Source organism: Sphingomonas sp. DC1600-2, assembly GCF_049897605.1.
Classification (GTDB): Bacteria; Pseudomonadota; Alphaproteobacteria; order Sphingomonadales; family Sphingomonadaceae; genus Sphingomonas.
Window position 1 is genome coordinate 1 of the sequence record NZ_JAFCWO010000003.1, and the last position, 26,221, is coordinate 26,221.

General features: G+C 64.1%; 17 protein-coding genes. 11 read left to right on the forward strand and 6 right to left on the reverse strand.

What is annotated here, in order from left to right:
* Positions 1–101 precede the first annotated feature (101 nt).
* Complete coding sequence (locus ACP7BL_RS06795; protein ID WP_426257949.1) at positions 102–896, reverse strand: alginate export family protein; 795 nt, start codon at positions 894–896, stop codon at positions 102–104.
* A 57-nt stretch (positions 897–953) separates the two neighbouring features.
* Positions 954–2,318 (reverse strand): cation:proton antiporter, encoded by a 1,365-nt coding sequence (locus tag ACP7BL_RS06800; protein ID WP_033965123.1) that lies wholly within the window; start codon positions 2,316–2,318, stop codon positions 954–956.
* 198 nt (positions 2,319–2,516) lie between these two features.
* On the opposite strand from ACP7BL_RS06800, the gene ACP7BL_RS06805 reads away from it, so the two are divergent.
* Together ACP7BL_RS06805 and ACP7BL_RS06810 are read left to right on the forward strand one after the other, a co-directional pair.
* Entirely contained in the window at positions 2,517–2,756 is a 240-nt protein-coding gene (locus tag ACP7BL_RS06805) for a type II toxin-antitoxin system Phd/YefM family antitoxin (RefSeq protein WP_033965125.1), read from the forward strand.
* Positions 2,756–3,253: a PIN domain-containing protein gene (locus ACP7BL_RS06810; protein ID WP_426257950.1), complete on the forward strand. Its 498-nt coding sequence runs from the start codon at positions 2,756–2,758 to the stop codon at positions 3,251–3,253. The genes ACP7BL_RS06805 and ACP7BL_RS06810 overlap by 1 nt, the downstream gene beginning before the upstream one ends.
* Positions 3,254–3,274: 21 nt before the next feature.
* Here ACP7BL_RS06810 and ACP7BL_RS06815 read toward each other — a convergent pair whose 3' ends face one another.
* Both ACP7BL_RS06815 and purD read right to left on the reverse strand, forming a co-directional pair.
* Entirely contained in the window at positions 3,275–3,853 is a 579-nt protein-coding gene (locus ACP7BL_RS06815) for a helix-hairpin-helix domain-containing protein (protein ID WP_033965132.1), read from the reverse strand.
* 38 nt (positions 3,854–3,891) lie between these two features.
* On the reverse strand, positions 3,892–5,157 hold the full coding sequence (purD, locus tag ACP7BL_RS06820) for a phosphoribosylamine--glycine ligase (RefSeq protein WP_426257951.1): 1,266 nt from the start codon (positions 5,155–5,157) through the stop codon (positions 3,892–3,894).
* On the opposite strand from purD, the gene xseA reads away from it, so the two are divergent.
* The 5 genes from xseA (at position 5,157) to ACP7BL_RS06845 (ending at position 14,182) form a co-directional block, all read left to right on the forward strand.
* Complete coding sequence (gene xseA / locus ACP7BL_RS06825) at positions 5,157–6,539, forward strand: exodeoxyribonuclease VII large subunit (protein ID WP_426257952.1); 1,383 nt, start codon at positions 5,157–5,159, stop codon at positions 6,537–6,539. The two genes, purD and xseA, sit on opposite strands and share 1 nt — an antisense overlap.
* Before the next feature lie 30 nt (positions 6,540–6,569).
* On the forward strand, positions 6,570–6,770 hold the full coding sequence (locus ACP7BL_RS06830) for a DUF2093 domain-containing protein (protein ID WP_033966632.1): 201 nt from the start codon (positions 6,570–6,572) through the stop codon (positions 6,768–6,770).
* On the forward strand, positions 6,767–7,705 hold the full coding sequence (locus ACP7BL_RS06835) for a M23 family metallopeptidase (RefSeq protein ID WP_426257953.1): 939 nt from the start codon (positions 6,767–6,769) through the stop codon (positions 7,703–7,705). The genes ACP7BL_RS06830 and ACP7BL_RS06835 overlap by 4 nt, the downstream gene beginning before the upstream one ends.
* Before the next feature lie 192 nt (positions 7,706–7,897).
* Positions 7,898–10,879 (forward strand): TonB-dependent receptor plug domain-containing protein, encoded by a 2,982-nt coding sequence (locus ACP7BL_RS06840; protein WP_137902713.1) that lies wholly within the window; start codon positions 7,898–7,900, stop codon positions 10,877–10,879.
* Positions 10,880–11,152: 273 nt separating this feature from the next.
* Entirely contained in the window at positions 11,153–14,182 is a 3,030-nt protein-coding gene (locus ACP7BL_RS06845) for a TonB-dependent receptor plug domain-containing protein (RefSeq protein WP_033966642.1), read from the forward strand.
* 61 nt (positions 14,183–14,243) lie between these two features.
* Here ACP7BL_RS06845 and clpB read toward each other — a convergent pair whose 3' ends face one another.
* Positions 14,244–16,823: an ATP-dependent chaperone ClpB gene (gene clpB / locus ACP7BL_RS06850; protein WP_426257954.1), complete on the reverse strand. Its 2,580-nt coding sequence runs from the start codon at positions 16,821–16,823 to the stop codon at positions 14,244–14,246.
* 216 nt (positions 16,824–17,039) lie between these two features.
* Between clpB and ACP7BL_RS06855 the strand changes: the two genes are divergently transcribed.
* From ACP7BL_RS06855 to ACP7BL_RS06870, 4 genes are all read left to right on the forward strand, one after another.
* Positions 17,040–19,361: a TonB-dependent receptor gene (locus ACP7BL_RS06855; protein ID WP_426257955.1), complete on the forward strand. Its 2,322-nt coding sequence runs from the start codon at positions 17,040–17,042 to the stop codon at positions 19,359–19,361.
* 166 nt (positions 19,362–19,527) lie between these two features.
* Positions 19,528–21,669: a penicillin acylase family protein gene (locus ACP7BL_RS06860; RefSeq protein ID WP_426257956.1), complete on the forward strand. Its 2,142-nt coding sequence runs from the start codon at positions 19,528–19,530 to the stop codon at positions 21,667–21,669.
* 78 nt (positions 21,670–21,747) lie between these two features.
* Positions 21,748–24,558, forward strand: a complete 2,811-nt coding sequence (locus tag ACP7BL_RS06865) for a M16 family metallopeptidase (RefSeq protein ID WP_426257957.1) — start codon at positions 21,748–21,750, stop codon at positions 24,556–24,558.
* A gap of 23 nt (positions 24,559–24,581) precedes the next feature.
* Entirely contained in the window at positions 24,582–24,884 is a 303-nt protein-coding gene (locus ACP7BL_RS06870; protein WP_126848988.1) for a hypothetical protein, read from the forward strand.
* A gap of 255 nt (positions 24,885–25,139) precedes the next feature.
* Here ACP7BL_RS06870 and ACP7BL_RS06875 read toward each other — a convergent pair whose 3' ends face one another.
* On the reverse strand, positions 25,140–26,207 hold the full coding sequence (locus tag ACP7BL_RS06875) for a 5-(carboxyamino)imidazole ribonucleotide synthase (RefSeq protein WP_126848987.1): 1,068 nt from the start codon (positions 26,205–26,207) through the stop codon (positions 25,140–25,142).
* Positions 26,208–26,221 lie beyond the last annotated feature (14 nt).

Below are 26,221 nucleotides of genomic sequence, written 5' to 3' on the forward strand. Positions count from 1 at the left end.
ACCTGCTCGCCCATATCTCCCCGCTCGGATGGGCACATATCCTCCTCACCGGCGAATACCTCTGGCCCAAGGATGCCGATGCTTAGGGTGTCATTCCGCCCTCAGCCGGAACCGACCCCATAACGATTGGGGTTGCGATGCCAGTTGCTTTGCCGCGCCCAGCTCGCACTATAGCCAAGCGAGATGTCGCGGGTGAGCGCAGCCTTGCCGGCAAAGCGCACGCCATAGGTCTGGCTCGACAGGCGAAAGCCCTGCACGGCGCTGGCATCCTGATCGACGAGATAGGCGAAGCCGCTGACCGTGCCGATGCCGGTCGCATAGCCAAGTACCGCGAAGAGGTTGTTGCCGCCGATGTAGCGCGGCCGCGCGCCCGTCCCGTGGCTACCGTTCACGGTCTGCACGTTCCAGCTATAGGCGAGGTCCGCGGTGAGTCCGGTCGCCTTGCCCCATTGGAAGCGTGCGGCATCGAAGGTCTGCTCGCTTTGCCGCCATCCGGCCGACCCGACGAAGCGTTCGTCGACAAAGGCGAGGCGTTGCCGTCCCGTCGTCAGCGCCAGGCCATCCTTGCCCGCATAGCGCAATTGCGCGCGGTTGAGCTCGATATTCTCCGGATCGGCCACCAGCGGGTAGAGCGTCTTGCCGTTCAATCCGTCATTATAGCCGTCGGCCAGCGCCAGCACGCCCTCGCCCTCGACGAGGGCGGACCAGCCGTTCCAGCTGGCGGTGACACCGGGGCGTATGCGCAGCGTCACCGCATCGGCATCGCGGGGCAATCCTTCCTGGTCGATATGCTCGTAGCGCAGGCGCACATCGGCGCTGGGGGTAACCGTAACCTCCTGGGCATGGGCGACACCCCCCAACGACAGGCCGGCCGCTATCGCAAGCGCGGTCTTCATGGGCGTTCTCCGAAAGGAAAAGCTTTGGCCCCACCGCCTTGGCGGCGGGGCGCAGGATCAGATGGTTGCAAGCGGTGCGTCGAGCGCGCCCAGTTCGCCGCGTGCGCGTGCTTTGCGGCCATAGACCGCCTCGAACAACGGCGTGGCCATGACGGTCGTGACGATCGCCATCAGCACCAGCATCGAGAACAGCGTCGGCCCGATAATGCCCTTTTGAAGGCCGATATTGATGATGATCAGTTCCATCAGCCCGCGCGAATTCATCAAGGCCCCAATGCCGAGCGCCGTACGATTGTCCTCGCCCGACAAACGCGCGGCCGCGTAACATGCCCCGAATTTCGCGAGGATCGATACGATGAGGATGCCCAGCGCGATGACCAGCAGCGTGGCGGAGTTGACCATGTCCAGGCGCGTGTTGAGCCCGGAATAGGTAAAGAACATGGGCAACAGCAGCACCACCGCAAGCGGCTCCACCTTGCGCTTCAGCTCCTCGACGAACAGCCCGCGCGGCATGCACACGCCCATCAGGAAGCCGCCGAAAATGGCATGGATCCCGATCGCATCCATCACGAAGGCCGACAGGCAGAAGAGCAGCATGGCCATCGCCAGCATCTCGCTGCTCATCGCGCCCTCTCGCTCGACAATGCGGCCGAGCGGGGCGAGCAAGCGCCGCCCGAACCCCAGCATGAAGGCGGTGTAGAGCACCGCACCGCCGATCGCGAGCACCGCCACCCCGGCCCCCGCGCCGAAGGTGGCCAGCACGATCGCCAGCACGCACCACGATGCGGCATCGTCAAAGGCACCGGCCGTCAGCGACAAGGTTCCCAGGGACGAGTTGGCGAGCCCGCGCTCGTTGATGATCCGCGCCAGCATTGGAAACGCCGTCAGCGCGATGCACGCGCCCATGAACAGGGTCGCGCTCGCCCGGTCGATGCCCGGCGCGAACAGGCCGGGGACGGTCAACAGGAAGGGCGTGATCAGCACTGCAAACAGGAACGGTGCCGCGATTCCCGCCCCCGATACCATTGCCGCGCTGCGCGCCTTGGATTTGAAGTGATCAAGGTTCAGCGTCAGCCCGACGATGAACATATACAGGCCGACGCCCAGCTGTGCGCCCACGTACAACACGTTGCGCGTTTCCTTGGGGAAGACAGTGAGCTGCAGATCGGGAAGCAGCAGCCCGAACAGCGAAGGCCCAAGGATCACGCCGGCGATCATTTCACCGACGACTTGCGGCTGGTGCAGCAGTTTCTTGCCCAGCCATCCGACCACGCGACAGGTGAAAATGATGACGGCGAGCTGCAGGAAAAAGTGGATGCTGAAGTCGCCAGGTACATAGCTCTTTGCGGCATTCACCGCCGGACCGTGCGGACCTAGGACCCCCGTCAGCGCGTGCCACGCGCTGGTCAACAGTTCAAACATGCACTCTCCCCATCGTCTCGCGCAGCTGCGTCCCCGCCGTCGCAACGTTTAGAAAAGCGCGCTTATTCCGATGTGTGCAACACCGTAGCGGGTCGACGCCGCGTTTTTTCCGCCACATCGTGCCTTGTGTTGCGCGGGGTCAACAATGTAGTAACATCGCTACATAAGAGCATGCTCGAAATAGCGACATAGGCACATATGAAGGTCATCGGAAGCCGGGAGTTTAACCAGGATGTCAGCGCGGCAAAGCGCTTGGCCCGTACCGAACCGGTGTTCATAACCGACCGCGGACGCCCGACACATGTGTTGATGAGCTTCCAAACGTTTCGCCAGATGAGCGGGCAGTGCGACTCGATCGTCGATCTTCTCGCCATGCCGGGAGCCTCTGACGACGAGCTGCCACCGCCGGGGCGCTGGGCCGCGCGGGAGGTCTCCTAATGTTTCTCCTCGACACGCCGATCGTCTTCGATCTTCGCCGTGCGCGAAGCCCGGACACCGAGCAGGGCCTTGCGCTTTGGGCCGGGGAGGTCGCGCGCGAGCGCTTGTTCGTGTCGGCGCTGACCGTGATCGAGTTGGAGGCCGCGGCGACCCAGGCTGCGCGGCGCGACAAGGCTGCGGGCGCGGCGCTGCGCCGCTGGATTGACGATCGGGTGATTCCCGCCTTTGACGGCAATATCCTGCCCATCGACACTGCGGTGGCGCAACGGCGCGGTCAGGTAACATTGGCGGATATGCGCGACGCCTTGCTTGTGGCGACCGCGCTCGAACATGGACTGACGCTGGTGACCCGCAATACCGCCGCCGTCAAGACCGCGCGGGTCAAGCTGTTCGATCCGACCGGTTATCGAGCCGAGGAGGTGGCGGAGGACGCCGATTGGCGCACCGCCGGGCGTGACGGGGCGGTCTGGCTGCGGAATCTGTTCGTACGATCGTGATTGCCAGCGGATGCGGTCGGGTCAGCCGCCCAATTTTCCGAATGCCGCCTCATAGCCCGCGCGGTCGCCAGCGTTTAACAGCTTTGCCTGTTCAACCCAGCGGTCGCGCGTCATGCGGCCTTTGAAGGTGCCGAGCTTTGCGTCAAGGTCGGCGGCGGCGGACGGGCTTAGCGCGGCGATCTGTTCGACGCTGGTGATGCCGTGTTCGCCAAGTGCGGCGGCAAGTTTCGGACCCAGCCCCTTGATTTGGACGAGGTTGGTGGCGACCGGTGGAGTGGGCGCGCTTGGTGTCGGCGCGGGCACCGGAGGCTGAGCGGGCACCGGCGGGGCGACGGCTTCGGGCGACGAAGCGGGGTCGGGCAACGGCGTTTCGTCCATACCTTGCACGGTGGCGGGCGTGGTTGCGCCATGTTCCTCGGCGATCGCGAAGTCTTCGTCGACTTGGGTTTCTGCCTCCGCCCGGCGGCGGCGCAACACCGTCCCCCACCAGATGGCGAGGACCGCCGCAATCGCCAGCGCCGCCATCAGGACGATATGAACGGTGGTGATCGGTCCCATCACGTCGATCGCCTGGTTCGGGTTTTGCGGGCCGCTAGCCATCATGGTCTCCTGTGTTTTCGGAAGGTTAGCGCAACCGGTCAGCGCGCGTCGCGTGCAATCTCACGCCAACCGATGTCGCGGCGGTGAAAGCCCGAGGGAAAGGCAATCGCATCGACCGCGCGGTAAGCGGCGGCCTGCGCCTCGGCAATGCCGGCCCCCAGCGCGGTAACCGCCAGCACGCGCCCGCCGCTGGCGACGATGTGCCCGTCCTGCAGCCGCGTTCCCGCCTGGAACACCGTCGCGCCGGTCGCTTCGGCCTCGGCGATACCATCGATCTTCCCGCCACTCTCGGGCGTGCCGGGATAGCCATTGGCGGCGAGCACCACCGTCAGCGCAGTCTGCTCGACCCATTTGGCGGCCCCGCGCTGCCCGAGCGTGCCATTGGCGACCGCCAGCAGCACCTCGAGCAGATCCTCGTCGAGCCGCGCCATCAGCACCTGGCATTCGGGGTCGCCGAAGCGCGCATTATATTCGATCAGCTTGGGGCCATCCGCGGTCAGCATCAGCCCGGCATAGAGTACGCCGGAGAAGGGTGTGCCCGCTTCCGCCAGCGCGGCCACGGTCGGGCGGACGATCTCGTCCATCGCGCGCTGTTCCAATTCGGGGGTCAGCACCCGCGCCGGGCTATACGCACCCATGCCGCCGGTATTGGGGCCGGTGTCGCCCTCGCCGACGCGCTTGTGGTCCTGCGCCGAGCCGAAGGACAGGATGTCCTTGCCGTCGGTCAGCACGAACAGGCTGGCTTCCTCGCCCTCGAGAAACTCCTCGATCACCGCTTCGCCGCCGCGCGCGCCGAACAGATCGGCCAGCGCTGCCTCTGCTTCCTCGCGCGTCGTCGCCACGGTCACGCCCTTGCCCGCGGCAAGGCCATCGGCCTTGACCACCACCGGAACGCCGAAGCGATCGAGCGCAAAGCGCGCCTCGGCCCGGCTCGTCGCATGGACATAGCCTGCGGTCGGAATCCCGGCCCGGTCGCACAGTGCCTTGGTAAAGGCTTTCGATCCCTCAAGCTGGGCTGCGGCCTGGTTCGGCCCGAACACGGCAATCCCGGCGGCGCGCAGGCTGTCGCCCAGGCCATCGACCAGCGGCGCTTCCGGGCCGATCACCACCAGTTCAATCGCATTTCCCTGCGCAAAGGCGATGACGGCGCCGTGGTCGGTCACATCCAGCCCTGCGATTTCGGCATGCGCTGCAATGCCCGGATTGCCGGGTGCGGCGAACAGTGTACCGAGGCGCGGTGATTGCGCGAGCTTCCATGCCAGCGCATGTTCGCGACCACCCGAGCCGATCAACAGGACATTCAATGGCGGACCCTTTTCTAGAGATTGCCCGGCGAGAGGGCGTAGGCGCGCTCCTAGACGAGCCGGTCGCAGGGGACAACGCCGCGCCAATGAGTGTGGGCGAACTGGCAGGCAAGCTCAAGCGCGTGGTCGAAAGCGAGTTCGGCTTCGTCCGACTGCGCGGCGAGATTTCGGGCTATAAGCGCGTCGCCTCGGGCCATGCCTATCTCAGCCTCAAGGACGACAGCGCCGTGATCGACGGCGTGATCTGGAAGGGCAATGTCGCGCAATTGGGCTTCACCCCGCAGGATGGGGCCGAGGTGATCGCGACCGGCAAGGTCACCACTTATCCCGGCCGCTCCAAATATCAGATCGTGATCGATCGCATGGAGCTGGCGGGCGAGGGCGCGCTGATGGCGCTGCTCGAGAAATTGAAGGCCAAGCTGGCAGGCGAGGGGCTGTTCGCCGCTTCCGCCAAGAAGCGCCTGCCGTTCCTGCCGCGCCGGATCGGCGTGGTCACTTCGCCGACCGGCGCTGTCATCCGCGACATTCTCCACCGGCTGGAGGATCGCTGCCCGACGCATGTGTTGGTGTGGCCGGTCAAGGTGCAGGGCGTCGGGTCGGCGGAAGAGGTTGCCGCCGCCGTGCGCGGCTTCGACGCGATGTCGCCCGAAACGCGCCCCGACCTCGTCATCGTCGCGCGCGGCGGTGGCTCGATCGAGGATCTGTGGTCGTTCAACGAGGAAGTGGTGGTGCGCGCGATCGCGGCGTGCAGCATCCCGATCATCTCGGCGGTCGGCCACGAGACCGACACCACGCTCGCCGATTTCGCCGCCGATCTGCGCGCGCCGACGCCCACGGCGGCGGCCGAGATGGCGGTGCCGGTACTCGCCGATCTGCGTTTGACGCTGGCGGGCTACGGCACCCGCACCGAGAAATGCGCGCGGCGCTATGCCGATCGCGGACGCGAGCAGCTCACCGCATTGGTGCGCGTGCTGCCGCGCCGTGATGCGTTGCTCGGGCCGCAGCGGCAGAAAGCGGACGACCTCGGCGCGCGGCTCGATCGCGGGCTGGAACGCCGCGTGGTGGTGGCGCGCGGCCAGCTCGATCGCTCGGCGGGCGCGCTCCGTCTTTCGACGCTCGATCGCCAATTGGAGCGCGCGCGCGATCGGCTGGCGGCGACGTGGCGGCTGGTCGAATCGCTCGGCCCCAATGCCATTCTCGATCGCGGTTATGCCTTCGTCTCGGCGCGGCCATCGGGTGCGGTGGTCGGCTCGGCCGATGCGGCGCGCGCTGCCACCAATGTGACGCTCCATTTTCGGGACGGTCAGGTTGACGCTAAGGTTGAGCGCGCGGGCACCAAAGCCTATGGTGCGCCCAAGCCCGAGCAGCCGACGCTGCTCTGATCCGCCATCGCTGTTTGAAAAGCGCGCCTTATGCTGATGTCCAATACCGATCGCCCCGCGCGCCTGCACTTCATGGCCAATGGCTTTCGCGTGCTCGCCCCCGGCGATCATGTCCTGTGCGCGGTATCGGGGGCGCGGATCGCGCTCGACGATTTGCGCTATTGGAGCGTCGCGCGGCAGGAGGCCTATGCCAGCGCTGAAATCGCGACCGAGGCGATGGCATCGGAATGACGCGGCGCGGGGGGCTGGCGCGAACGGTTTGGGGGGCAATCGGGTCGGTGGCTCTGGTTGCCTTGGGCAGTTGTACCACCGCGCCCGAACGCCCGACGGTTCAGCCGGTCAGCGCGCCGCCGGTCGCGCGCCGCGCCACCCCGCAGCCGCAGCGCGAGCCGCAGCGGACCAGCTTCAGCTATTCGGGCAGCCTGATCCAGGGTGGGCTGGTGATCGGCATCGCGCCGTCCAATACCAGTTTGCTGTCCTTCGACGGCGAAACCGTCCCGGTCGCGCCCGACGGGCGTTTCCTGATCGCCTTCGACCGGGACGCCAAGCCAAGCGCCAGCCTCGTCGCGACGCTCGATGACGGGCGCGTGGTTCGCGATACCCTCAGTATCGCACCGCGTGGCTGGGACATTTCGCGGCTGAATTCCTTGCCCAAGATTCCGTTGCCGCAACCCGAATTCGATCGGCTGCGCCCGGCCGAACTGGCGCAGATCAACGCCGCGCGGCGCGTTTCGTCGGACTCGCAAGGGTGGCGGCAGACCTTCCTGTGGCCAACCACCGGCCGCATCTCCACGCTGTTCGGATCGCAGCGCATCTACAAGAATGGCGAGGCGGGATCGTATCATTCAGGTGTCGATATCGCCAAGCCGCAAGGTTCGGTCATCCTTGCTCCCGCCGATGGCGTAGTAGTCCTGGCGGCGGACCATCCCTTCACGCTGGAGGGAAATTTGCTGATGATCGATCATGGCATGGGCCTCAACACCGCCTTCCTGCATTTGTCGCGCATCGACGTGCGCGTGGGCGAGCGTGTTCGCCGCGGGCAGCCAGTGGCGCTCTCGGGCATGACCGGCCGCGCGACCGGACCGCATCTGCACTGGAGCCTGAAATGGCACGATGCGAAGATCGATCCACTGCTCGTCGCAGGGCCGATGCCGCGCAGCGAGTGAGGCGTTTGCGGCGGGCGTAAGGCGGGTAACGCAAGAGTGTTGCACCGCAGCGACACTTGGCGAAAGTTCCGTGTCGGCCTCTTTACAATGCTGTGGGATCGTTACAGTCTAGCATCATTGCGGTGATCCCGGGGGTTCGGGATCGCCGACGCAACGCTGCGCCATTGCGCACCATCTGGGGGTTTTTCATTGATGCAGACCACGCAAGCTCGCGCATTTGCGCGCCTTCGTTCAAGTGCCGCGCCCGTCGCGCTGCTGATCGCGCTTTCGGCCGGCCCGGCATTTGCGCAGACCGCGCCCGCACCGGCAAGCGAGCCGGCACCGGCCACTGCCGAGGCGAATCAGGACATCGTCGTCACCGGGTCGATCTTCCGGCGTACCAACACCGAGACTCCTTCGCCGGTCACCGTCCTGACCAGCGAGACGCTGGCGCGGGCCGGTATCACCAACATCAATGACGCCGTCCGTTCGATTTCGGCCGATGGCGCGGGGTCGATCTCGACCGGCTTCACCAACGGCTTCTCGGCCGGCGGTGCTGCTGTGTCGCTGCGCGGTCTCGGCGTTTCGTCGACCCTGGTGCTGATCGACGGTCTTCGCAGCACCAACTTCCCGCTCAACGATGACGGCCACAACGCCTATGTCGATCTCAACTCGATCCCGTTCAGCGCGGTCGAGCGGATCGAAGTGCTGAAGGACGGCGCATCGTCGAGCTACGGTGCCGACGCGATCGGCGGCGTGGTCAACATCATCATGAAGAAGCATTTCACCGGTATCGACGGCAACGTCGAAGGTGGGGTGACCGAAAAGGGTGACGGTGCCCGTTACCGTGCCAACCTGACCGCCGGCTATGGTGATTATCAGGAAAAAGGCTGGAACGTTTACATTAACGGTGAATATCAGAAGGACCGTCCAATTGGCGCGACTACGCGCGGTTTCCCGTATAATACCAACGATCTGAGTTCGATCGGCGGCAACGACAACAATTCCGCCGACAGCTCGCTAACGACGGCATCGACCAATGCTGTCGTGCGCCGCGCATCGCAGAGCAACCTCAACGATCCGTTCACCGGCGGCACGCCATCGGGAACCTACACGCTGCTCGGCGGCACCGCGCAGTGCGTGAACGGTACCTTCACCGTGGCCGGCGCGTCTGGCGGCACGGGCTGTAAGCACGACTATGGCAAGGAATATGGCACCCGCTACAACGACATCCAGCCGGCGCAGGAACGCTACAACGTCTCGGGTCGCTTGAGCTTCCGCGTCAGCGACGCGATCGAAGGATATGCAACGGGCAGCTACTCGCATAGCCAGGTGACGATCAATCGTGCCCCGTCTTCGATCCGGCAGACCCAGCCTTATGGTTCTTCACCGGCGCTGTCGTCGAACAACCCGGGTATCGTGCTGCCGTACTTCGTCTGCGCGGCTGGCATCAACTGCATCACGGCGGCCGACCGTACCCTCAACCCGAACAATCCCTATGCCACGAATACCGCGGCAACCGCAGCGGACGCGATGGCGAATGCCGCTAGCATCCGTTATGCCTTTGGCGACATTCCCGTCGGCACCGTGCGCAACAACGAAGTGTTCCGTGGCGCGGTCGGCTTTAACGGCGACATCGCTGGCGGCTATCATTGGAAAATTGACGCAGTCGGCGCACGCGACAATTTCTCGATCACCGAATATGGTGTCATCGACATTGCCGGGCTGAAGAAAGCGGTCAACACCGGTGCCTACAACTTCGTCAATCCGTCGCTCAATTCTCAGGCTGTTCGCGACTTGATCGCGCCGACCTACTCGGTGCCCTCGCACACTTCGCTGATCTCGCTTGACGGGTCGATCGCCAAGGATCTGTTCGCGCTTCCGGGTGGTGACCTGCAGTTTGCGGTCGGCGGCCAGTTCCGCCACGAAACCGAAGAGAACAATGGCGTTGACGTCGGTCTCACCAAATATGCCAACACGTCGGCAGCCTTTGGTACGCATGACGTCTATGCTGGCTATTTCGAAGTCAACGCGCCGATCCTGCCGACCCTCGAGGTGAACGGTTCGGGACGTTACGACCATTATTCGGAAGGATTCAGCCACTTCTCGCCCAAGGTTGGTGCCAAGTGGACGCCGATCAAGCAGATCGCAATCCGCGGTACCTATTCGAACGGGTTCCGTGCGCCGACCTTCGCCGAAAACAATCCGCGTTCGAGCTATGCCGGTTTCGTGACCTTCACCCCGCCGTGCAGCTTCATCCTCGCACATGGCGGTACGGGTACGCTGACGTCGTGCAATGCCGGCACCAATCCGTATATCCAGCCGTACAGCCTTGGTTCGGGCGCGACCGGCAACCCCAATCTGAAGCCGGAAAAATCGCGTAGCTTCACCGCAGGTGTAGTGGTCGAGCCAGTCCGCAACGTCAGCTTCACCGTCGATTACTACAACATCAAGAAGACCGACGTGATCGTAACCGGACCCGATGCGGGCGCTGCCCGTGCGGCTTATTTTGCAGGCACGGCACTGCCGGCGGGTTATTCGGTTTCGGCCATCGATGCGCCCGATCCGCTGTTCCCGAACGCCCTGCCGCGCGTGCTGATCGTCAACGTGCCTTACGTCAACGCTGGTGCCGTTACGGTCTCGGGCCTCGACTTCGGTGCGAATGTGAGCTTGCCGATCACCAACGACGTCAAGTTCAGCAGCCGCCTCGATCTCACCTATCTGATCCAGTATGACCTCAATCCCGGCGGCGGCGCTGCCGTCCAGCGTTATGCCGGTACGCTTGGACCTTACGAATTGTCGTCGGGTGCCGGTACGCCGCGCGTGCGTGGCAACTGGCAGAACACGATTGAATATGGCCCGCTCTCGCTGACCGCGACGACCTATTACGTGTCGCGGATCAAGGAAGTGGCGGCTGACGAAGGGGATACGAGCCACTCTTGCTCGGCAGCGCTGTACGTTGCCGCCAACGGATCGGATCAGTTCTGCTACATCAAGCGCTTCATCTATGCTGACGTGAGTGCGGCCTTCAAGGTCAACGACAATTTCACGTTCAACCTGTTCGTCGGCAACATCACCGGCGAGAAGGCACCGCTTGCTCCAGCGTCGTATTCGGGTGCCAACTATCTGCCGACCTGGCACATGGCCGGCATCGTTGGTCGCACGTTCCGCGCGGGCGCACACTTTAAGTTCTAAGGTACGGCGTATTTGTTGGAAGGGGGCGGTCTCTGCGAAGGGGCCGCCCTTTTTCGTTAACCTGTTGCAAACGCGTAACGAAGTTGTTGTTTTTATGTAACAGAGTGAAATGAAAGCGTAGTCGGGCGTGCGCGGCTCACTTTACAGCGTGCCTTGGGCGCTTCATCCCATGCGCATGTCTCGGGGGGCCGAGCACATGTTCGGTCACGAGACTTGCAAACAACGCCGCGGTGCGAATTTTCGTAGATGCGTGCGGTCAGCAAGGGAAAAGACGTGATCGGAACAGACTTCATCGCTCGCAAGGCACGGCTGCTGACGGGGGCCGCATCCACTGCGCTACTGCTTGCTGCAGTGCCAGCATTTGCGCAGGACCAGCAACCCGCCGCACCGTCGACCGCGCCAGTGCCCGAGCAGGCGCAGCCCGACACGGGCAGCCAGGGCCAGGACATCGTGGTCACGGGTTCGTTGATCCGTAACAGCGCCGCCGCGACGGCCGCCCCGATCAACACCTTGACCGCGCAAGACTTTGCCAATCGCGGTCAGAACACCATTGCCGAAGCGCTGCAGACCATTCCCGCCAACGGTGCAGGCACGATGACGCGTGCCTGGAACAGCTTCGGTTTCGCCACCGGCGCGACCGCTGTCTCGCTGCGCGGCCTCACCACCGGTAACACGCTGACCCTGTTCGACGGTCTGCGCTCGGCAATTTACCCGCTCGGCGATGACGGCCAGCGCAGCTTCGTCGATCTCAACACCATTCCGCAGTCGGTCGTCGAGAAGGTCGACGTCCTGCAGGACGGTGCCTCCGCGACTTATGGTGCGGATGCGGTCGCGGGCGTCGTCAACGTCGTCGTGAAGAAGGAGATCGTCGGTCTGCACGCCAACGCATCGGCCGGCATCTCGCAGCGCGGGGACGGCGGCGAAACGCGCGCCGATCTGACCTATGGCTATGGCAAGCTCAGCGAGCAGGGCTTCAACTTCTACGTCAATGCCGAATTCCAGCACGACAACCCGATCTACGCGCGCGACCGTGGTTATCCGTGGAACACCAACAATTACAGCGCGATCTGTAAGGCGGGCGGCACTTGTCTGCCCAACGAGACGATCAACGGCATTCAGGGCGATGGCAGCTTCGGCGGCCTTGGCTCGACGCGCGTGCCGGTTGCGCGGCCCTATCTGAACGGCAGCCCGGTTGCCGGCTCGCAGTTCCAGTTGCTCAATCCCGCCGCTGGCTGTCGGGACCTTACCGCGATCACCCTGACCCCGGCGCAGCAAGCGCAAGCGGCAGCGGCAGGTACGCCGACCGGCTCGCTGGTCTGCTCGCAGGATAACGTCAAAGATTATCTGCTGGAAATTCCAGAGGAGCAGCGCTTCGGGGCGACGGCGCATTTGACCGTCAATGTCGGCAGCAAGGCGCAGGCCTATCTGATGGGCAATTTCTACGAGACGCAGACCAACAGCAGCATTTCGCCGCTGAGCTTCGCCGGCCAGACCGCAGCGGGCGGGACGCAGTTCACCCTTAGCCCGGTTCTCTTGCCGGTTTACGTCTGTCCGCGCGGCACGACCGTGGCGTGCACCGCGGCCAATGGCACGCTCAACCCGAACAATCCGTTTGCGGCACTTGGTCAGCAGGCGCGGGTCAATTATCGCTACGATCAGCCGCGTATCTCGTTAACCGACACGAAAACCTATCGCTTCGCAGGCGGGATCCAGGGCACGTTCGGCGAAGGCTGGAAGTACAATGCCGATGCGACCTATTCCGAGGTCGATCTGAAGGTTACCAACAAGAACTACCTAAATCCGCAGCGCCTGATCAACGTGATCAACGACGGCTCGTTCAACTTCGTCGATCCGTCGCTCAACACGCAGGCAACGCGCGACTATATCGCGCCGACCAACAACAATCTGTCGACATCGAAGCTGTGGCAAGTCCAGGCGTCGGTTTCCAAGTCGTTCTTTACCTTGCCCGGTGGCGAGCTGACGGCGGCGGTCGGCGGCGCGTATCGCTACGAATCGGTCAACAATCCGAGTGCGAACGCGCCGAATGAGATCAATCCTGCCGACCGCTATTACAGCATCAACTCGGTGAGTACGGCGGGCAGCCGCAACGTGAAGTCGGCCTTCTTCCAAATTGATGCGCCACTGTTCAATATGCTGACGCTGAGCGGTGCCGGTCGTTATGACGATTATTCGTCGGGGCAGAGCAACTTCTCGCCGAAGGTCACCGCGATCTTCAAGCCAATCGAGCAGCTGCGGATCCGCGGAACCTGGTCGCGCGGCTTCCGCATCCCGAGCTTCCAGGAAGCCTATGGCCAGCCGACGACCGGTTATATCACGTCGACGGTTTCGCCGACCCAGGCCGGCGGTGCGGCATACATCGCCGCGCATGGCGGCGACTCCTACGCGACGCTGCCGTACAGCTATGGTTTGACCTCGGCGGGCAACCCCAATCTGAAGCCCGAGAAGTCGACCAGCATCACCGGCGGCATCGTCTTCGAGCCGACCCGCCGCTTGACCTTCACGCTTGATTACTACCACATCAAGATCAAGGGTCTGATCGGGGCACCGGATTATTCGGGCGTGGCTGCGGCCTATTATGCCAATAACGGCGTCGTGAATGTTCCCGGCATCACCGTAAAGCCGGGCGTCGCCGATCCCAACTTCCCGAACGCGCTGCCGCAGTTGGGCTTCATCCAGTACAGCTTCATCAACACGACTTCGGAAACCACGTCGGGGCTCGATATGTCGGGTACCGCGCGGATCCCGCTGGGCAACGGCATCAACCTGACCAGCCGCGTTGATGCGACCTATCTGATCAATCTCGAGCAGGTTCAGCCGAACGGTACGGTTCAGCGCTTCGACGGATCGCTCAGCCCGTGCAACATCACCTCGTGCTCGGGTGCGCCGAAGTGGCGCGGCAGCTGGCAGAATACGCTCGACTTCAACGGCAAGGGTACGTTGAGCGCGACGGCATATTACACCAGCGGCTATGACATGGCTTCGGTCGACTATGGTGGCGTACCGGGCGATTGCGCCAACAATGGCGGTGTTTCGGTCTACACCTATTCGGATGGTTCGCCGTTCAAGTGCCGTGCACGCCGCTTCATCGATGTGGACATGAGCGCGAGCATCAAGGTGGGCAACCGCTTCACCTTCTATGCAAACGTCCTCAACGTGTTCGACGTGAAGCCCGACTTCAACCCGGGCCAGACCTATGACACGGGCTTCGGCTACAACGTGGCATGGGAAAGCCAGGGCTTCATCGGCCGCTTCGTCCGCTTCGGCGCGAAGATCGACTGGTAAGCCAACCGCATCACACCAACGCGGAGGGGCGGTTCCTGCAAAGGAGCCGCCCCTTTTTTTGTCACTCGACGGTCAGCTCCAGTCTGCCGTCGCCTTCGTCGACCCGCACCGTCGCGCCATCCTTCACGCTGCCGCGCAGGATCAGGTCGGCGAGTGGGTCTTGCAGATAGCGCTGCACCGCGCGCTTCAGCGGCCGCGCGCCATAGACGGGATCGTACCCAACCCGCCCCAACCACGCCCGCGCAGCATCGGTCAGCTCCAGCGAGACCTTGCGCTCGGCCAGCAGCGTCGCGATCCGCTGCACCTGGATGTCGACGATCGGTGCCATCTCCGCTTGCCCGAGCCGGTGGAACAGCACGATCTCGTCGAGCCGGTTGAGGAATTCGGGCCGGAAATGCCCGCGCACGATCTCCATCACTTGCGGTTCGACGCTCGCGACGTCTTCGCCTTCGCCCAGCGTCGTGAGGATCTGGCTGCCGAGGTTGGAGGTCAGCACGATGATCGTGTTGGTGAAGTCGACGGTGCGCCCCTGGCCGTCGGTCAACCGCCCGTCATCGAGCACTTGCAGCAGGATGTTGAAGACATCGCCATGCGCCTTCTCGACCTCGTCGAACAACACCACCTGATAGGGCCGCCGCCGTACCGCCTCGGTCAGCACGCCGCCTTCCTCATAACCGACATAGCCCGGAGGCGCACCGATCAGCCGGGCAACCGCGTGCTTTTCCATGAACTCGCTCATGTCGATGCGCACCATTGCGGTCGGGTCATCGAACAGGAATTCGGCGAGCGCCTTGGTCAGTTCGGTCTTGCCGACGCCGGTTGGCCCGAGGAACAGGAACGAACCGAGCGGGCGGTTGGGGTCCTGCAACCCCGCGCGCGCGCGCCGCACGGCGGTGGAGACCGCACGGATCGCATTTTGCTGGCCGATCACGCGCTTGCCGATCGTCGCTTCCATCTGCAGCAATTTGTCGCGTTCGCCTTCCAGCATCCGCTCGACCGGGATGCCGGTCCAGCGTGCGACGACCCCGGCAATGTCTTCGCTGGTCACTTCCTCGCGCAGCATCGCGCCCTTGGTCGCGCCCGCTGCCGCGTCCAGTTGCCGTTGCAGTTCGGGGATGCGCCCGTAGGACAGCTCGCCCGCCTTGGCGAGATCGCCGCTGCGCTGCGCCTGGTCGAGTTCGAGCCGGGCAGCGTCGAGTTGCTCTTTCAGCCGGGCCTCGGCGGAGATCTTGTCCTTTTCGGCCTGCCAGCGCGTGGTCAGTTCGCTCGATTGTTGTTCGAGATTGGCGAGTTCGCCATCGAGCTTCACCAGCCGGTCGCGCGACGCTTCGTCGCTCTCGCGCTTCAACGCTTCGCGCTCGATCTTGAGCTGGATGATCCGCCGGTCGAGGATTTCGATTTCCTCGGGCTTGCTCTCCACTTCCATGCGGATGCGGCTGGCGGCCTCGTCCATCAAATCGATCGCCTTGTCGGGCAAAAACCGATCGGTGATGTAGCGGTTGGAGAGCGTCGCTGCCGCAACGATCGCGGCATCGGTGATGCGCACGCCGTGGTGCAGCTCATACTTCTCCTTGAGCCCGCGCAGGATCGAGATCGTGTCGGGCACGGTCGGCTCGCCGACGAACACCGGCTGGAAACGGCGCTGGAGGGCTGCGTCCTTCTCGACATATTTGCGATATTCATCGAGCGTGGTCGCGCCGACGCAGTGCAGCTCGCCCCGCGCAAGCGCCGGTTTCAGCAAATTGCCGGCATCCATCGCGCCTTCGGATTTGCCCGCGCCGATCAGCTGGTGCATCTCGTCGATGAACAGGACGATGTCGCCCTCGGCGGCCTTCACTTCGTCGAGCACGCCCTTGAGCCGCTCCTCGAACTCGCCGCGATATTTGGCACCCGCGATCAGCGAGCCCATGTCGAGCGACATCAGGCGGCGGTCCTTCAGCGTGTCGGGCACGTCGCCATTGGCGATGCGCAGCGCGAGGCCCTCGGCGATCGCGGTCTTGCCGACGCCCGGTTCGCCGATCAGCACCGGATTGTTCTTGGTGCGCCGCGCCAGAATCTGGATCGTGCGGCGGATTTCCTCGTCGCGGCCGATCACCGGGTCGAGCTTGCCGTCACGCGCCGCCTGGGTCAGGTCGCGTGCGAATTTCTTCAGCGCGTCGAACTTGTCCTCGGCGCTGGCGCTGTCGGCGACGCGGCCATTGCGAACCTGATCGATTGCGGTGTTGAGCGCCTCGGGCGTAACGCCTGCGGTCTTGAGCGCCTTGCCTGCTGCCGTATTGAGCGACAGCGTCAGCGCGACCAGCAGCCGCTCGACCGTGACAAAGGAGTCGCCCGATTTGGTCGCGATCTGCTCGGCCTGGTCGAGCACCCGCACCGCATCATTGTCGAGCCCCGGCGTCTGTTGCGCGCCGCTCCCCGACACTGCGGGAATTTTGGACAGCGCGAGGTCGGTCTCGGTCGCCGCGCGTTTGGCGTCGCCGCCCGCCGCTGCGATCAGGCCCGAGGCCATGCCCTGCTCATCTTCCAGCAGTGCCTTGAGGATATGTTCGGGGGCGATGCGCTGATGGCTCATGCGGATCGCGACGGTTTGCGCCGATTGCAGGAAACCCTTGGCGCGATCGGTGAATTTTTCGATATTCATATGGAAGTATCCCTCCTTCTTCCGTCCCGATGTAGTGTTGCACTTTTGCAACACAAGAGTGACTCGCGCACGATTCTGAAGTGCCCGATGTACCAGCAGAAAACGTCATCCGCTTGACGCGGATTTTACGTATTTCCGCAACGCAGCATGGCTAGGCGCGGCACTGGGCGCGGGGAGTAGTGCCCTGCAAAAAAGACTCTTTTCAGGGGACCGACCATGCGTCGCTTTACGCTTTGCCTACTCGCGGGTGCTGCCTTGGCGTGGCCGCTCGCCGCCTCGGCCCGAGACCTCCCTGCCGCACCAGCACCCGCACCAGCTCCCGATGCCCCGGCACCCGAGGCTCCGCCTGCCGTGGATGATGCGGGCGGCGACATCATTATCGTCGGCAAGGGCCAGACGCGGCAAGTGCAGCAGCTCAGCCAGGCCGATCTCGCGATTCTGGCTCCCGGCACCAGCCCGCTCAAAGCCATCGCCAAGCTGCCCAACGTCAACTTCCAGTCGGCCGACGCCTTTGGCGCGTATGAATGGTCCGAGCGCGTCTCGATCCGCAGCTTCAACCAGAACCAGATCGGCTTCACGCTCGACGGCATTCCGCTCGGCGACGGCTCTTATGGCAACACCAACGGCTTGCATATCAGCCGCGCGATCTCGCCCGAAAACGTTGGCCGTACCGAAGTGTCGCAGGGTGCGGGTTCGATCGGGACACAAGCGACCAACAACCTTGGCGGTACGATCGAGTTTTTCTCGAGCGACCCGAAACCGACCTTCGGGCTGACGCTGAACGGCACCTATGGCAGCGCCAATACCGTGCGCGCCTTCGGTCGCCTCGACACCGGTGTCCTCGGAGAGAACGGGCCGAGCGCCTATGTCTCTTACGGCTTTCTCGATACCGACAAGTGGAAGGGCTATGGCGTGCAGCGCCAGAACCAGGTCAACGCCAAGTTCATCGCGCCCGTCGGCCCGGTGCGGCTGGTCGGCACCTTCGATTTTTCGGATCGCCGGGAAAATGACTATCAGGATCTGTCGCTCGACATGATCAAGCGCCTCGGGCTGCGCAACGACAATATTTCCAACAATTTCCCGCTGGCGGTGCTGATCGCCGACACCGGGGCAAACAGCGGCTATACCGGCGCACCCAAGCTCAATCCGGCGGCGGGCACGGTAACCCCCGCGCCCTACGCCAATGCCGATGACGTTTATTACGACGCCGCCGGCCTGCGGCAGGATTATCTCGCGTCCCTGGGGATCGAGACCGCCAAGGGCGCAACGGTGCATGGCGAATTGAAGGGCTATTACCATTCCAACCACGGCCAGGGCATCTGGTTCACGCCTTATGTTCCTTCCCCGTCGGGCGTGCCGATCTCGGTGCGCACCACCGAATATGACATTCATCGCAAGGGCGTGTTCGGCTCGCTTGGCACCAAGCTCGCCTTTAACGACATCACCGTTGGCGGCTGGTACGAGGTGAACGACTTCCGCCAGGCACGGCGTTTCTATGGCCTCGACAGCCGCACCACGCCGACGCGCGATGCGCTGCACTTCCAATATCTGCCGTTCGCGACACAGTGGTACAACACCTACGAAACCGACACCGTGCAATATTATGTGCAGGACAAGATCGCGCTCGGGGATCTGACGGTCGATCTCGGCTGGAAGGGCTTCTCGGTCACCAACAAGGCCACGCCGATCGTGTCGGGCGGGCTCGCCTCGGGCCGCATCCAGGTGAAGGATTTCTTCCAGCCGCACGCCGGGCTCAACTACAAGCTGGGCAATCAGGTCGAATTGTTCGGCGATTTCACCGAAGTGACCCGCGCATTCGTTGCGGCGGCGACGAGCGGACCGTTCGCTACCACGCAAGCCGGGTTCAACGCCCTGCTGACGACCAACAAGCTGAAGCCCGAATCCTCGGACACCTATGAAGTCGGCGCGCGCTATCATTATCGCGGGATCAACGCGCTGCTGGCCGGCTATTATGTCGATTTCCAGAACCGCACGCTCGCCCAGACGGTTGGCGCAGGCATCGTCGGCAACCCGCCGATTCTGTCGAATGTGGGCTCGGTCCGCGCTTATGGCCTCGAAACCGCGCTGGAGGCCAAGCTTGGCTATGGCTTCGGCGTATTCGCCTCGTACAGCTACAATGACTCGACCTATCGCGACAACGTGACGGTCGGCGGCTTGGTGCAGAACATCAAGGGCAAGCAAACCGTCGACACCCCCAAGCATCTCGCCAAGGGCGAATTGACCTATGACAAGGGCATGTTCTTCGGTCGCATCGGCGCGGATTATATGAGCCGCCGCTATTTCACCTACACCAACGATCAATCGGTGCCCGGACGCGTGCTGGTCGACGCGACGATCGGCGCACGGGTGACGATCGCCGATCGCAAGTTCGAGATCCAGGGCAACGCCACCAACCTGTTCGACAAGAAATATATCTCGACGATCGGGTCGAACGGCTTCGGCTATTCGGGCGACAACCAGACGCTGCTGGCGGGCGCGCCCGCCCAGTATTTCGTGACGATCAAGGCGGGGTTCTAACGCGCGTTCTCCCGCGCAAGCGGGAGCCCAGGGTTGCAGGCGCTTCGCTTGTAACCCTGGATCCGCGCTTTTGCGGGAAAACGGCACGAGCCTCGCGAAACAATCCCCTCGTCTCGGCCGGATCGCCCGGCTACATCTTGCCGCAAACGATAAGAGGGCAGGGTGGATGCGGGGATTGCGGCGGGTGCTGGCCGGGTTGGGCGTGCTGGTGTTGGTGGTGGGTGTCGGGCTCGCCGTGTGGGAGCCACTGGTCGCGATCCGCGTCACGCCACCACCCGTCCACCATTATGACAGCGTCATCGCCCGCGATCGTTTCGGTGTGCCGCATATCTTCGGCAAGACCGATCCCGATGTCGCTTATGGCGTGGCTTATGCCCATGCCGAGGATGATTTCGCGACGCTGCAGGAGGCGGTCGCGATGGCGCGGGGACGCCTCGGCGCGCTCCAAGGCGCGGACGGGGCCAAGGTCGATTACACGCTCCGTCTGCTCGGTGCCCGCGAAACTGCGGAGCGCGATTATCAGAAGCAGCCGGCGGACGTGCGCGCCTTGCTCGATGCCTATGCCAGCGGGCTCAACGCGTATGCGCGGCGGCATCCGGGCGAGATCCGCCTCGCGCGGCTGTTCCCGGCCAATGGCGAGGACATTGCGACCGGCTTCGTGCTGCGCACCCCGTTCTTCTTCGGGCTCGACCAGACGCTCGGGGCGCTGTCGGGCGATACGCCGCTGCCGCGCGAAAGCGCGGGCGCGGTGCCCGACAGCGCCGATCCGGCGGCGTTACCGGCGAGGGGCGAAGCCATGCCCAATGGCTCGAACGCCTTTGTCGTCGGCCCGAAGCGTTCGGCCGATGGCTTCACCCGCGTCATCGCCAATTCGCACCAGCCGTGGAGCGGCCCGGTCGCCTGGTATGAACTGAGCGTGCAATCGGGCACTGGCTGGCACTTTTCGGGCGCGACCTTTCCCGGCGTGCCGTTTCCGGTGCTGGGGCATAACGAACATCTCGGCTGGACCAACACCGTCAACCGCCCCGATCTGACCGACGTCTACAAATTGGCGCTCGATGCCGACGGTACGCACTATCGCTTCGACGGTGCGTGGCGTCCGCTGCAAGCGCAGCGCGTGTGGCTGAAGGTGCGCTTCGGCCCGTTCGTGCTGCCGATCCCTAAAATGGCGTATCGTGCGGTGCAGGGGCCGGTGATCGTCAACAAGAGCGGTGCCTATGCGATCCGTTATGCCGGGGCCGACCAGCTCCGCATGATCGAGGAATATTACCGCCTGACGCGCGCGCGCGACTTTGCCGAATGGCAGAAGGCGCTGGCGATCCAGGGCGTGCCTGCGACCAATTTCCTGTACGGCGATGCGCACGGCAACATCGCCTATTTCTACAATGCGAGCTTCCCCAACCGGAAGCCGGGATTCGACTATCTTCATGTCCTGCCCGGCGACACCTCGCGCGATTTCGCCTTGGGCACAGTGCCGTTCGCGCAGGTGCCGCGCAATGTGAACCCGGCCTCGGGTTTCCTGGTCAACGCCAACAACACCCCGTTCCAGGCGGCGGGGGCAGGGGCCGAACTCAAGCCCGGCGACTATTCGCCACTGCTCGGCATCGAAACCGACACCACCAATCGCGGTACGCGCGCGGTCGAGCTGATGGGGGCGCATCCCTCGATCAGTGCCGACGATCTGCGGCGCATCAAATATGACACGGGCATCAGCCGCCTGAGTTGGGCGGCGCGCTGGTACGGCGATATCGCGCGCGTCGACCCGCGCGGCGATGCGCAACTGATGCAGGCGCAAGCGTTGCTGAAGCGCTGGAATTGGGATTTCGACGGCCATCATGCGGGGCAGGCGCTGGCGGCGATCCTGCTGCGCACGGGGCAGAAATGGCACTATCCGCGTCGCCCCGAACTCGACCCGCGCGATGCGCTGGCCAAGGCGGCGGGGTATCTGCAACGGCATTTCGGCACGCTCGATCCCCCACTCGGCACGGTGTTGCGCCTGCGGCATGGCGCGGTCGACTTGCCGCTCGACGGTGGCCCCGATGTGCTCCGCGCGGCCTCGACCTGGGACGAAGCCGATGACGGGCGGCTGGTGGTGAAGCATGGCGACAGCTTCATCATGTTCATGACGTGGGACAAGGCAGGCCGCGTCAGCTCGGAATCGGTGCAGCCTTATGGTGCGGCGACGACTCGGCCGCGGTCACCGCATTATGCCGACCAGGCCCCGCTGTTCGTCGCGCATAAAACCAAGCCGGTATTGTTCTGGCGCGACGACTTACGGACCAGCGTCGAGCGTGTGTATCGGCCGTGACGTATTGTAACGAAACCGGCCACTGCTATACCTAATCAGTACAGTCGTTTACCAACGACATCGCCAGGGGAACCATCAATGACCGTCAAGCTGTTCGCGCTGTGTGGCGTGGCCCTTTCAACGCTGGCGATGCCCGCCGTCGCGCAGACCGCGCCCAAGCCCGTTCCGGTCGCGGACTTGGTCAAGCAAGTCGATATTCCCTATAGCGAATTCCGCCTCGCCAACGGTTTACGCGTGATCGTCAATACCGATCGCAAGGCCCCGGTCGTCGCGATCAGCGTGTGGTACAATGTCGGTTCGAAGTTCGAGCCCAAGGGCAAGACCGGCTTTGCGCATCTGTTCGAGCATCTGATGTTCAACGGCTCCGAGAATGCGCCGAAGGACTATTTCACCTATACCAAGGCGATCGGCGCGACCGATCTCAACGGCACGACCTATTTCGATCGCACCAATTATTTCGAGACGGTGCCCGTCGCAGCACTCGATCGCGCGCTGTTCCTCGAAAGCGACCGCATGGGCTATCTGCTCGGGGCGATCACCCCCGGCGTGGTCGATGAGCAGCGCGGCGTCGTGCAGAATGAGAAGCGGCAGGGCGATAATCAGCCCTTTGGTCTGGTGCAGTACAAGCAGACCGAGACACTGTTCCCCACCACGCACCCTTATGGCCACACCACCATCGGATCGATGACCGATCTCGATTCGGCGAGCGTCGAGGATGTGAAGGCGTGGTTCCGAGGTCATTACGGCCCCAACAATGCGGTGCTGGTGCTGTCGGGCGATATCGACGCCGCCAAGGCGAAAGTGCTGGTCGAAAAGTATTTCGGCGCGATCCCCAAGGGGCCGGAGAGCGTCGTCCCCGCCGCCGATGTGCCGACTTTGGCCGCGCCCAAGGTTGAGACGATCAAGGACCGTGTCGCCACCACGCGCATCTATCGCATGTGGGCGGTGCCGGGCCTCAACAACCCCGAAGCGGTCTCGCTGGACGTCACCGCCGGAGTGCTCGGTGGCCTTGCCAGCAGCCGCCTCGACAATGCGCTGGTGCGCAAGGAAAAGCTCGCGGTGCGCGTGTCGGCGAACAATGAGAGCTTCGCGCAGGTCGGCATGTTCGTGGTCAGCGCCGATGTGCGCCCGGGGGTCGATCCGGCGCTGGTCGCCAAGCGGCTCGACGAGATCATCGCCGATGTCATCGCCAACGGCCCGACTGCGGATGAAGTGCAGCGCGTTGCGACGCGCGATGCGGCGGCACGCATTGCCGGGCTCGAATCGACCGGTGGTTTCGGCGGCAAGGCGGTCGCGCTTGCCGAAGGCGCGCTGTATGAGAACGACCCCGGCTTCTACAAAAAGCAGCTTGCCGAACTCGCCGCGCAGACGCCCGCGCAAGTCAAAGCGGCCAGCGCGAAATGGCTGACGCGCCCGGTCTATGCGCTGACCGTCGTGCCCGGCGCGCGCGATGCCTATGTCGAGGCGACCCCGCCGGCCAAGGTCGCGGCGGCACCCGAGCCTGAATTCAAGGGCACGCGCGGTGCGCTGCCGCCGGTCGGGACGTTGGCGAGCCTCGACTTCCCCAAGGTCGAGCACGCCAAGCTTAAGAACGGCATCGAACTTATCTATGCCTATCGCAACGCCGTGCCGATCACGCAGGCGTCGATCAGCTTCGATGCCGGTGTCGCCGCCGATGCGCCGGGCAAGCTCGGCACGCAGACACTGACGCTCGACATGCTCGACGAGGGCACGCTCACGCGCGATTCGATCGCGATTGCCGAAGCGAAAGAGCGGCTGGGCGCGAACATTACCAGCGGATCGGGGGCTGACCGCACCGTTGTCGGCCTGTTCACGCCGAGCGCGAACCTTGCGGCCTCGACCGAATTGCTTGCCGATATCGTGCGGCATCCGAAGTTCGATCCGGCGGAAGTCGCCCGCGTCAAGAACCAGCAGCTTTCGCGAATCTCGGCTGAGCTGACCAGCCCGCAGGGCCTGGCAACGCGCGTCTATCCCAAGCTGATCTACGGCGCGGCCTATCCCTATGCCAAGTCGTTCGGCAGCGGCGACGCCAAGGCGGTGGCGGCACTGACGCGCGACGATCTGATTGCCTTCCAGCAAGCCTGGATCCGGCCCGACAAGGCCAAGATCTTCGTCGTCAGCGATCGTCCGCTGGCCGAGGTGAAGGCGGCGTTCGATGCGCGCTTTGGCGATTGGACGCCGACCGGCCAGGCCGGCGTCAAGGATTTCAACGTCAAGGCAGCACCTTCGGCTCCCAAGATAGTGCTGATCGACCGGCCCGATTCGCCGCAGTCGTTCATCATCGCCGGGATTCCAACGAGGCTGGTCGGCACTGACGATCTGCTGCCGGTGATCACCGCCAACGACACGCTCGGCGGCGATTTCCTGTCGCGCGTCAACATGGACCTGCGCGAGGCGCGGCATTGGTCGTACGGCGTCAACGGCTCCTTCCGCCGCGCCCAGCACGACACGCCCTATCTGCTCGGCACCGGGGTGCAGGCCGACAAGACCGGCGAATCGATCAAATCGCTGCGCACCGATTTTGCCGAGTTCCTGACCACCAAGGGCATTACCAAGGACGAGTTTGATCGCACCATCACCGATGCGATCAGCTCGCTGCCGGGCAATTTCGAAACGTCGGGTGCCGTGCTGGGCGCACTGCAACAAAACGACCTGTATCGTCGCCCCGACGATTATTACGCGACGCTGCCGCAAAAATATCGCGCGATGACGGCAGCCGAGCTTGACGCTGCGGCACGCACGGCAATCGACCCGGCCAAGACCGTCTGGATCGTCGTCGGCGATGCGGCCAAGGTCCGCGGCCAGCTTGACAGCATCGGGTTGCCGGTTGAGGTGGTGCCCGCCGCATCCGTCGCGGATGCGCGTTGAAGATTCTTGTCAGGAGAGAGACAATGGCTGCAATCGACGGAACCTGGGATACCATCGTCAAGTCGCCGCTGGGCGACCAGAAGGCCGTGCTGACGGTCAAGACCGACGGCAATAGCTGGACCGGAAGCCAAGTCGGCGCGCAGGGCAGCGCCGAAATCACCGACGGCATCGTCGAGGGTGAGACGATCAAGTGGACGATGTCGATCGTCGTGCCGATGCCGATGACGCTGACCTGCGAAGCAACCGCCGATGGCGACACGCTCACCGGCTCGGTCGGCGCGGGCGCGTTCGGCAGCTTCCCGATGACGGGCACGCGCGCGGCCTGAGCCGTTCGATCCCGACGAAAAGAGGCCCGCGCTCCACCAGGATCGCGGGCCTTTTTTAATCCTTCCCGGCCCCGGGAGGGGGACCATGCGCAAAGCGCATGGTGGAGGGGGCGCTCCACGCGCGCAGCCTCTGCCGCAGAAACCGCTCAGCACCACCACCCTCCCGTTCGTTTCGAGCGAAGTCGAGAAACCCGTCACACCGGGCGCAGGTTTCTCGACTTCGCACGAAACGAACGGGGGCTGGGAATGCCGACCTTACCGCCCCAGCCGCGTCACATGCCCCATCTTGCGCCCCGGCCGCGTCTCCTTGCCATACAGGTGCAGATGCGCGCCCGGCTCGGCGAGGATTTCGGCCCAGCGGTCGGCATCATGGCCGATCAGATTTTCCATCGCTACGGTCGGCGCGGTCAGGCCGGTGTCGCCGAGCGGCAGCCCGCAAATCGCGCGGATATGGTTCTCGAATTGCGAGCACACCGCGCCCTCGATCGTCCAATGCCCGGAATTGTGCACGCGCGGGGCCATTTCGTTGAACACCGGCCCCTCGGCCCCGGCAAAGAATTCGCACGCCAGCACACCGACATAATTGAGCTGGTCGGCGATCCGCCCGGCCAGTGCCGCCGCTTCGCCCCAGTGCGCGGCGACCTCGGCGGGGGCGGGCAGGGTCGATCGCGCCAGCACGCCGTCTTTATGCTCGTTCCACGGCGGCGGATAGCTGACCATCTGTCCATCGCCACGTCGGGCCAGGAGGATTGAGAATTCGTGGCTGAACGTCACGAAGCCTTCGAGAATGGCGGGGCGTCGACCGATCGCATCCCACGCCACCGCGATGTCGGCGGGCGAGGTGATGCGCATCTGGCCCTTGCCGTCATAGCCCATGCGCAGCGTCTTGAGGATCGCGGGCGTACCGATCTCCGCAACCGCCGCCTGCAGTTCGGCGAGCGTTTCGACCTTGGCCCAGGGCGCGGTGCGTCCGCCAATGTCGCGGACAAAGGCTTTTTCGACCGCTCGATCCTGCGCGATGCCAAGTGCGGCGGGGGCGGGGTGGACGGGCACCTTGCCCGCCAAATATTCGACCGGATCGAGCGCGATATTCTCGAACTCGTAGGTGATCACATCGGCGGCAGCTGCAAATTCATCGAGCACGATGCGGCTGTGATAATCGGCGCGAGTGAAGCTGGACGCGGTCTGCGCCGCCACTGCTTCCTCATCGGGCGCGAGGATGCGCGTGTGATAGCCAAGCTGCGCCGCCGCCACCGCGAGCATCCGTCCAAGCTGGCCGCCGCCGAGGATGCCGATGGTCGATCCGGGGGGAAGGGGGGTCATGCTGGTCCGTCCGC

What these genes read in the sequence shown, in the direction of transcription:
- ACP7BL_RS06795 (WP_426257949.1), bottom strand. Translation starts at nt 896, where the DNA reads ATGAAGACCGCGCTTGCGATAGCGGCCGGCCTGTCGTTGGGGGGTGTC.
- ACP7BL_RS06800 (WP_033965123.1), bottom strand. Translation starts at nt 2,318, where the DNA reads ATGTTTGAACTGTTGACCAGCGCGTGGCACGCGCTGACGGGGGTCCTA.
- ACP7BL_RS06805 (WP_033965125.1), top strand. Translation starts at nt 2,517, where the DNA reads ATGAAGGTCATCGGAAGCCGGGAGTTTAACCAGGATGTCAGCGCGGCA.
- ACP7BL_RS06810 (WP_426257950.1), top strand. Translation starts at nt 2,756, where the DNA reads ATGTTTCTCCTCGACACGCCGATCGTCTTCGATCTTCGCCGTGCGCGA.
- ACP7BL_RS06815 (WP_033965132.1), bottom strand. Translation starts at nt 3,853, where the DNA reads ATGGCTAGCGGCCCGCAAAACCCGAACCAGGCGATCGACGTGATGGGA.
- xseA (WP_426257952.1), top strand. Translation starts at nt 5,157, where the DNA reads ATGGCGGACCCTTTTCTAGAGATTGCCCGGCGAGAGGGCGTAGGCGCG.
- ACP7BL_RS06830 (WP_033966632.1), top strand. Translation starts at nt 6,570, where the DNA reads ATGCTGATGTCCAATACCGATCGCCCCGCGCGCCTGCACTTCATGGCC.
- ACP7BL_RS06835 (WP_426257953.1), top strand. Translation starts at nt 6,767, where the DNA reads ATGACGCGGCGCGGGGGGCTGGCGCGAACGGTTTGGGGGGCAATCGGG.
- ACP7BL_RS06840 (WP_137902713.1), top strand. Translation starts at nt 7,898, where the DNA reads ATGCAGACCACGCAAGCTCGCGCATTTGCGCGCCTTCGTTCAAGTGCC.
- clpB (WP_426257954.1), bottom strand. Translation starts at nt 16,823, where the DNA reads ATGAATATCGAAAAATTCACCGATCGCGCCAAGGGTTTCCTGCAATCG.
- ACP7BL_RS06855 (WP_426257955.1), top strand. Translation starts at nt 17,040, where the DNA reads ATGCGTCGCTTTACGCTTTGCCTACTCGCGGGTGCTGCCTTGGCGTGG.
- ACP7BL_RS06860 (WP_426257956.1), top strand. Translation starts at nt 19,528, where the DNA reads ATGCGGGGATTGCGGCGGGTGCTGGCCGGGTTGGGCGTGCTGGTGTTG.
- ACP7BL_RS06865 (WP_426257957.1), top strand. Translation starts at nt 21,748, where the DNA reads ATGACCGTCAAGCTGTTCGCGCTGTGTGGCGTGGCCCTTTCAACGCTG.
- ACP7BL_RS06870 (WP_126848988.1), top strand. Translation starts at nt 24,582, where the DNA reads ATGGCTGCAATCGACGGAACCTGGGATACCATCGTCAAGTCGCCGCTG.
- ACP7BL_RS06875 (WP_126848987.1), bottom strand. Translation starts at nt 26,207, where the DNA reads ATGACCCCCCTTCCCCCCGGATCGACCATCGGCATCCTCGGCGGCGGC.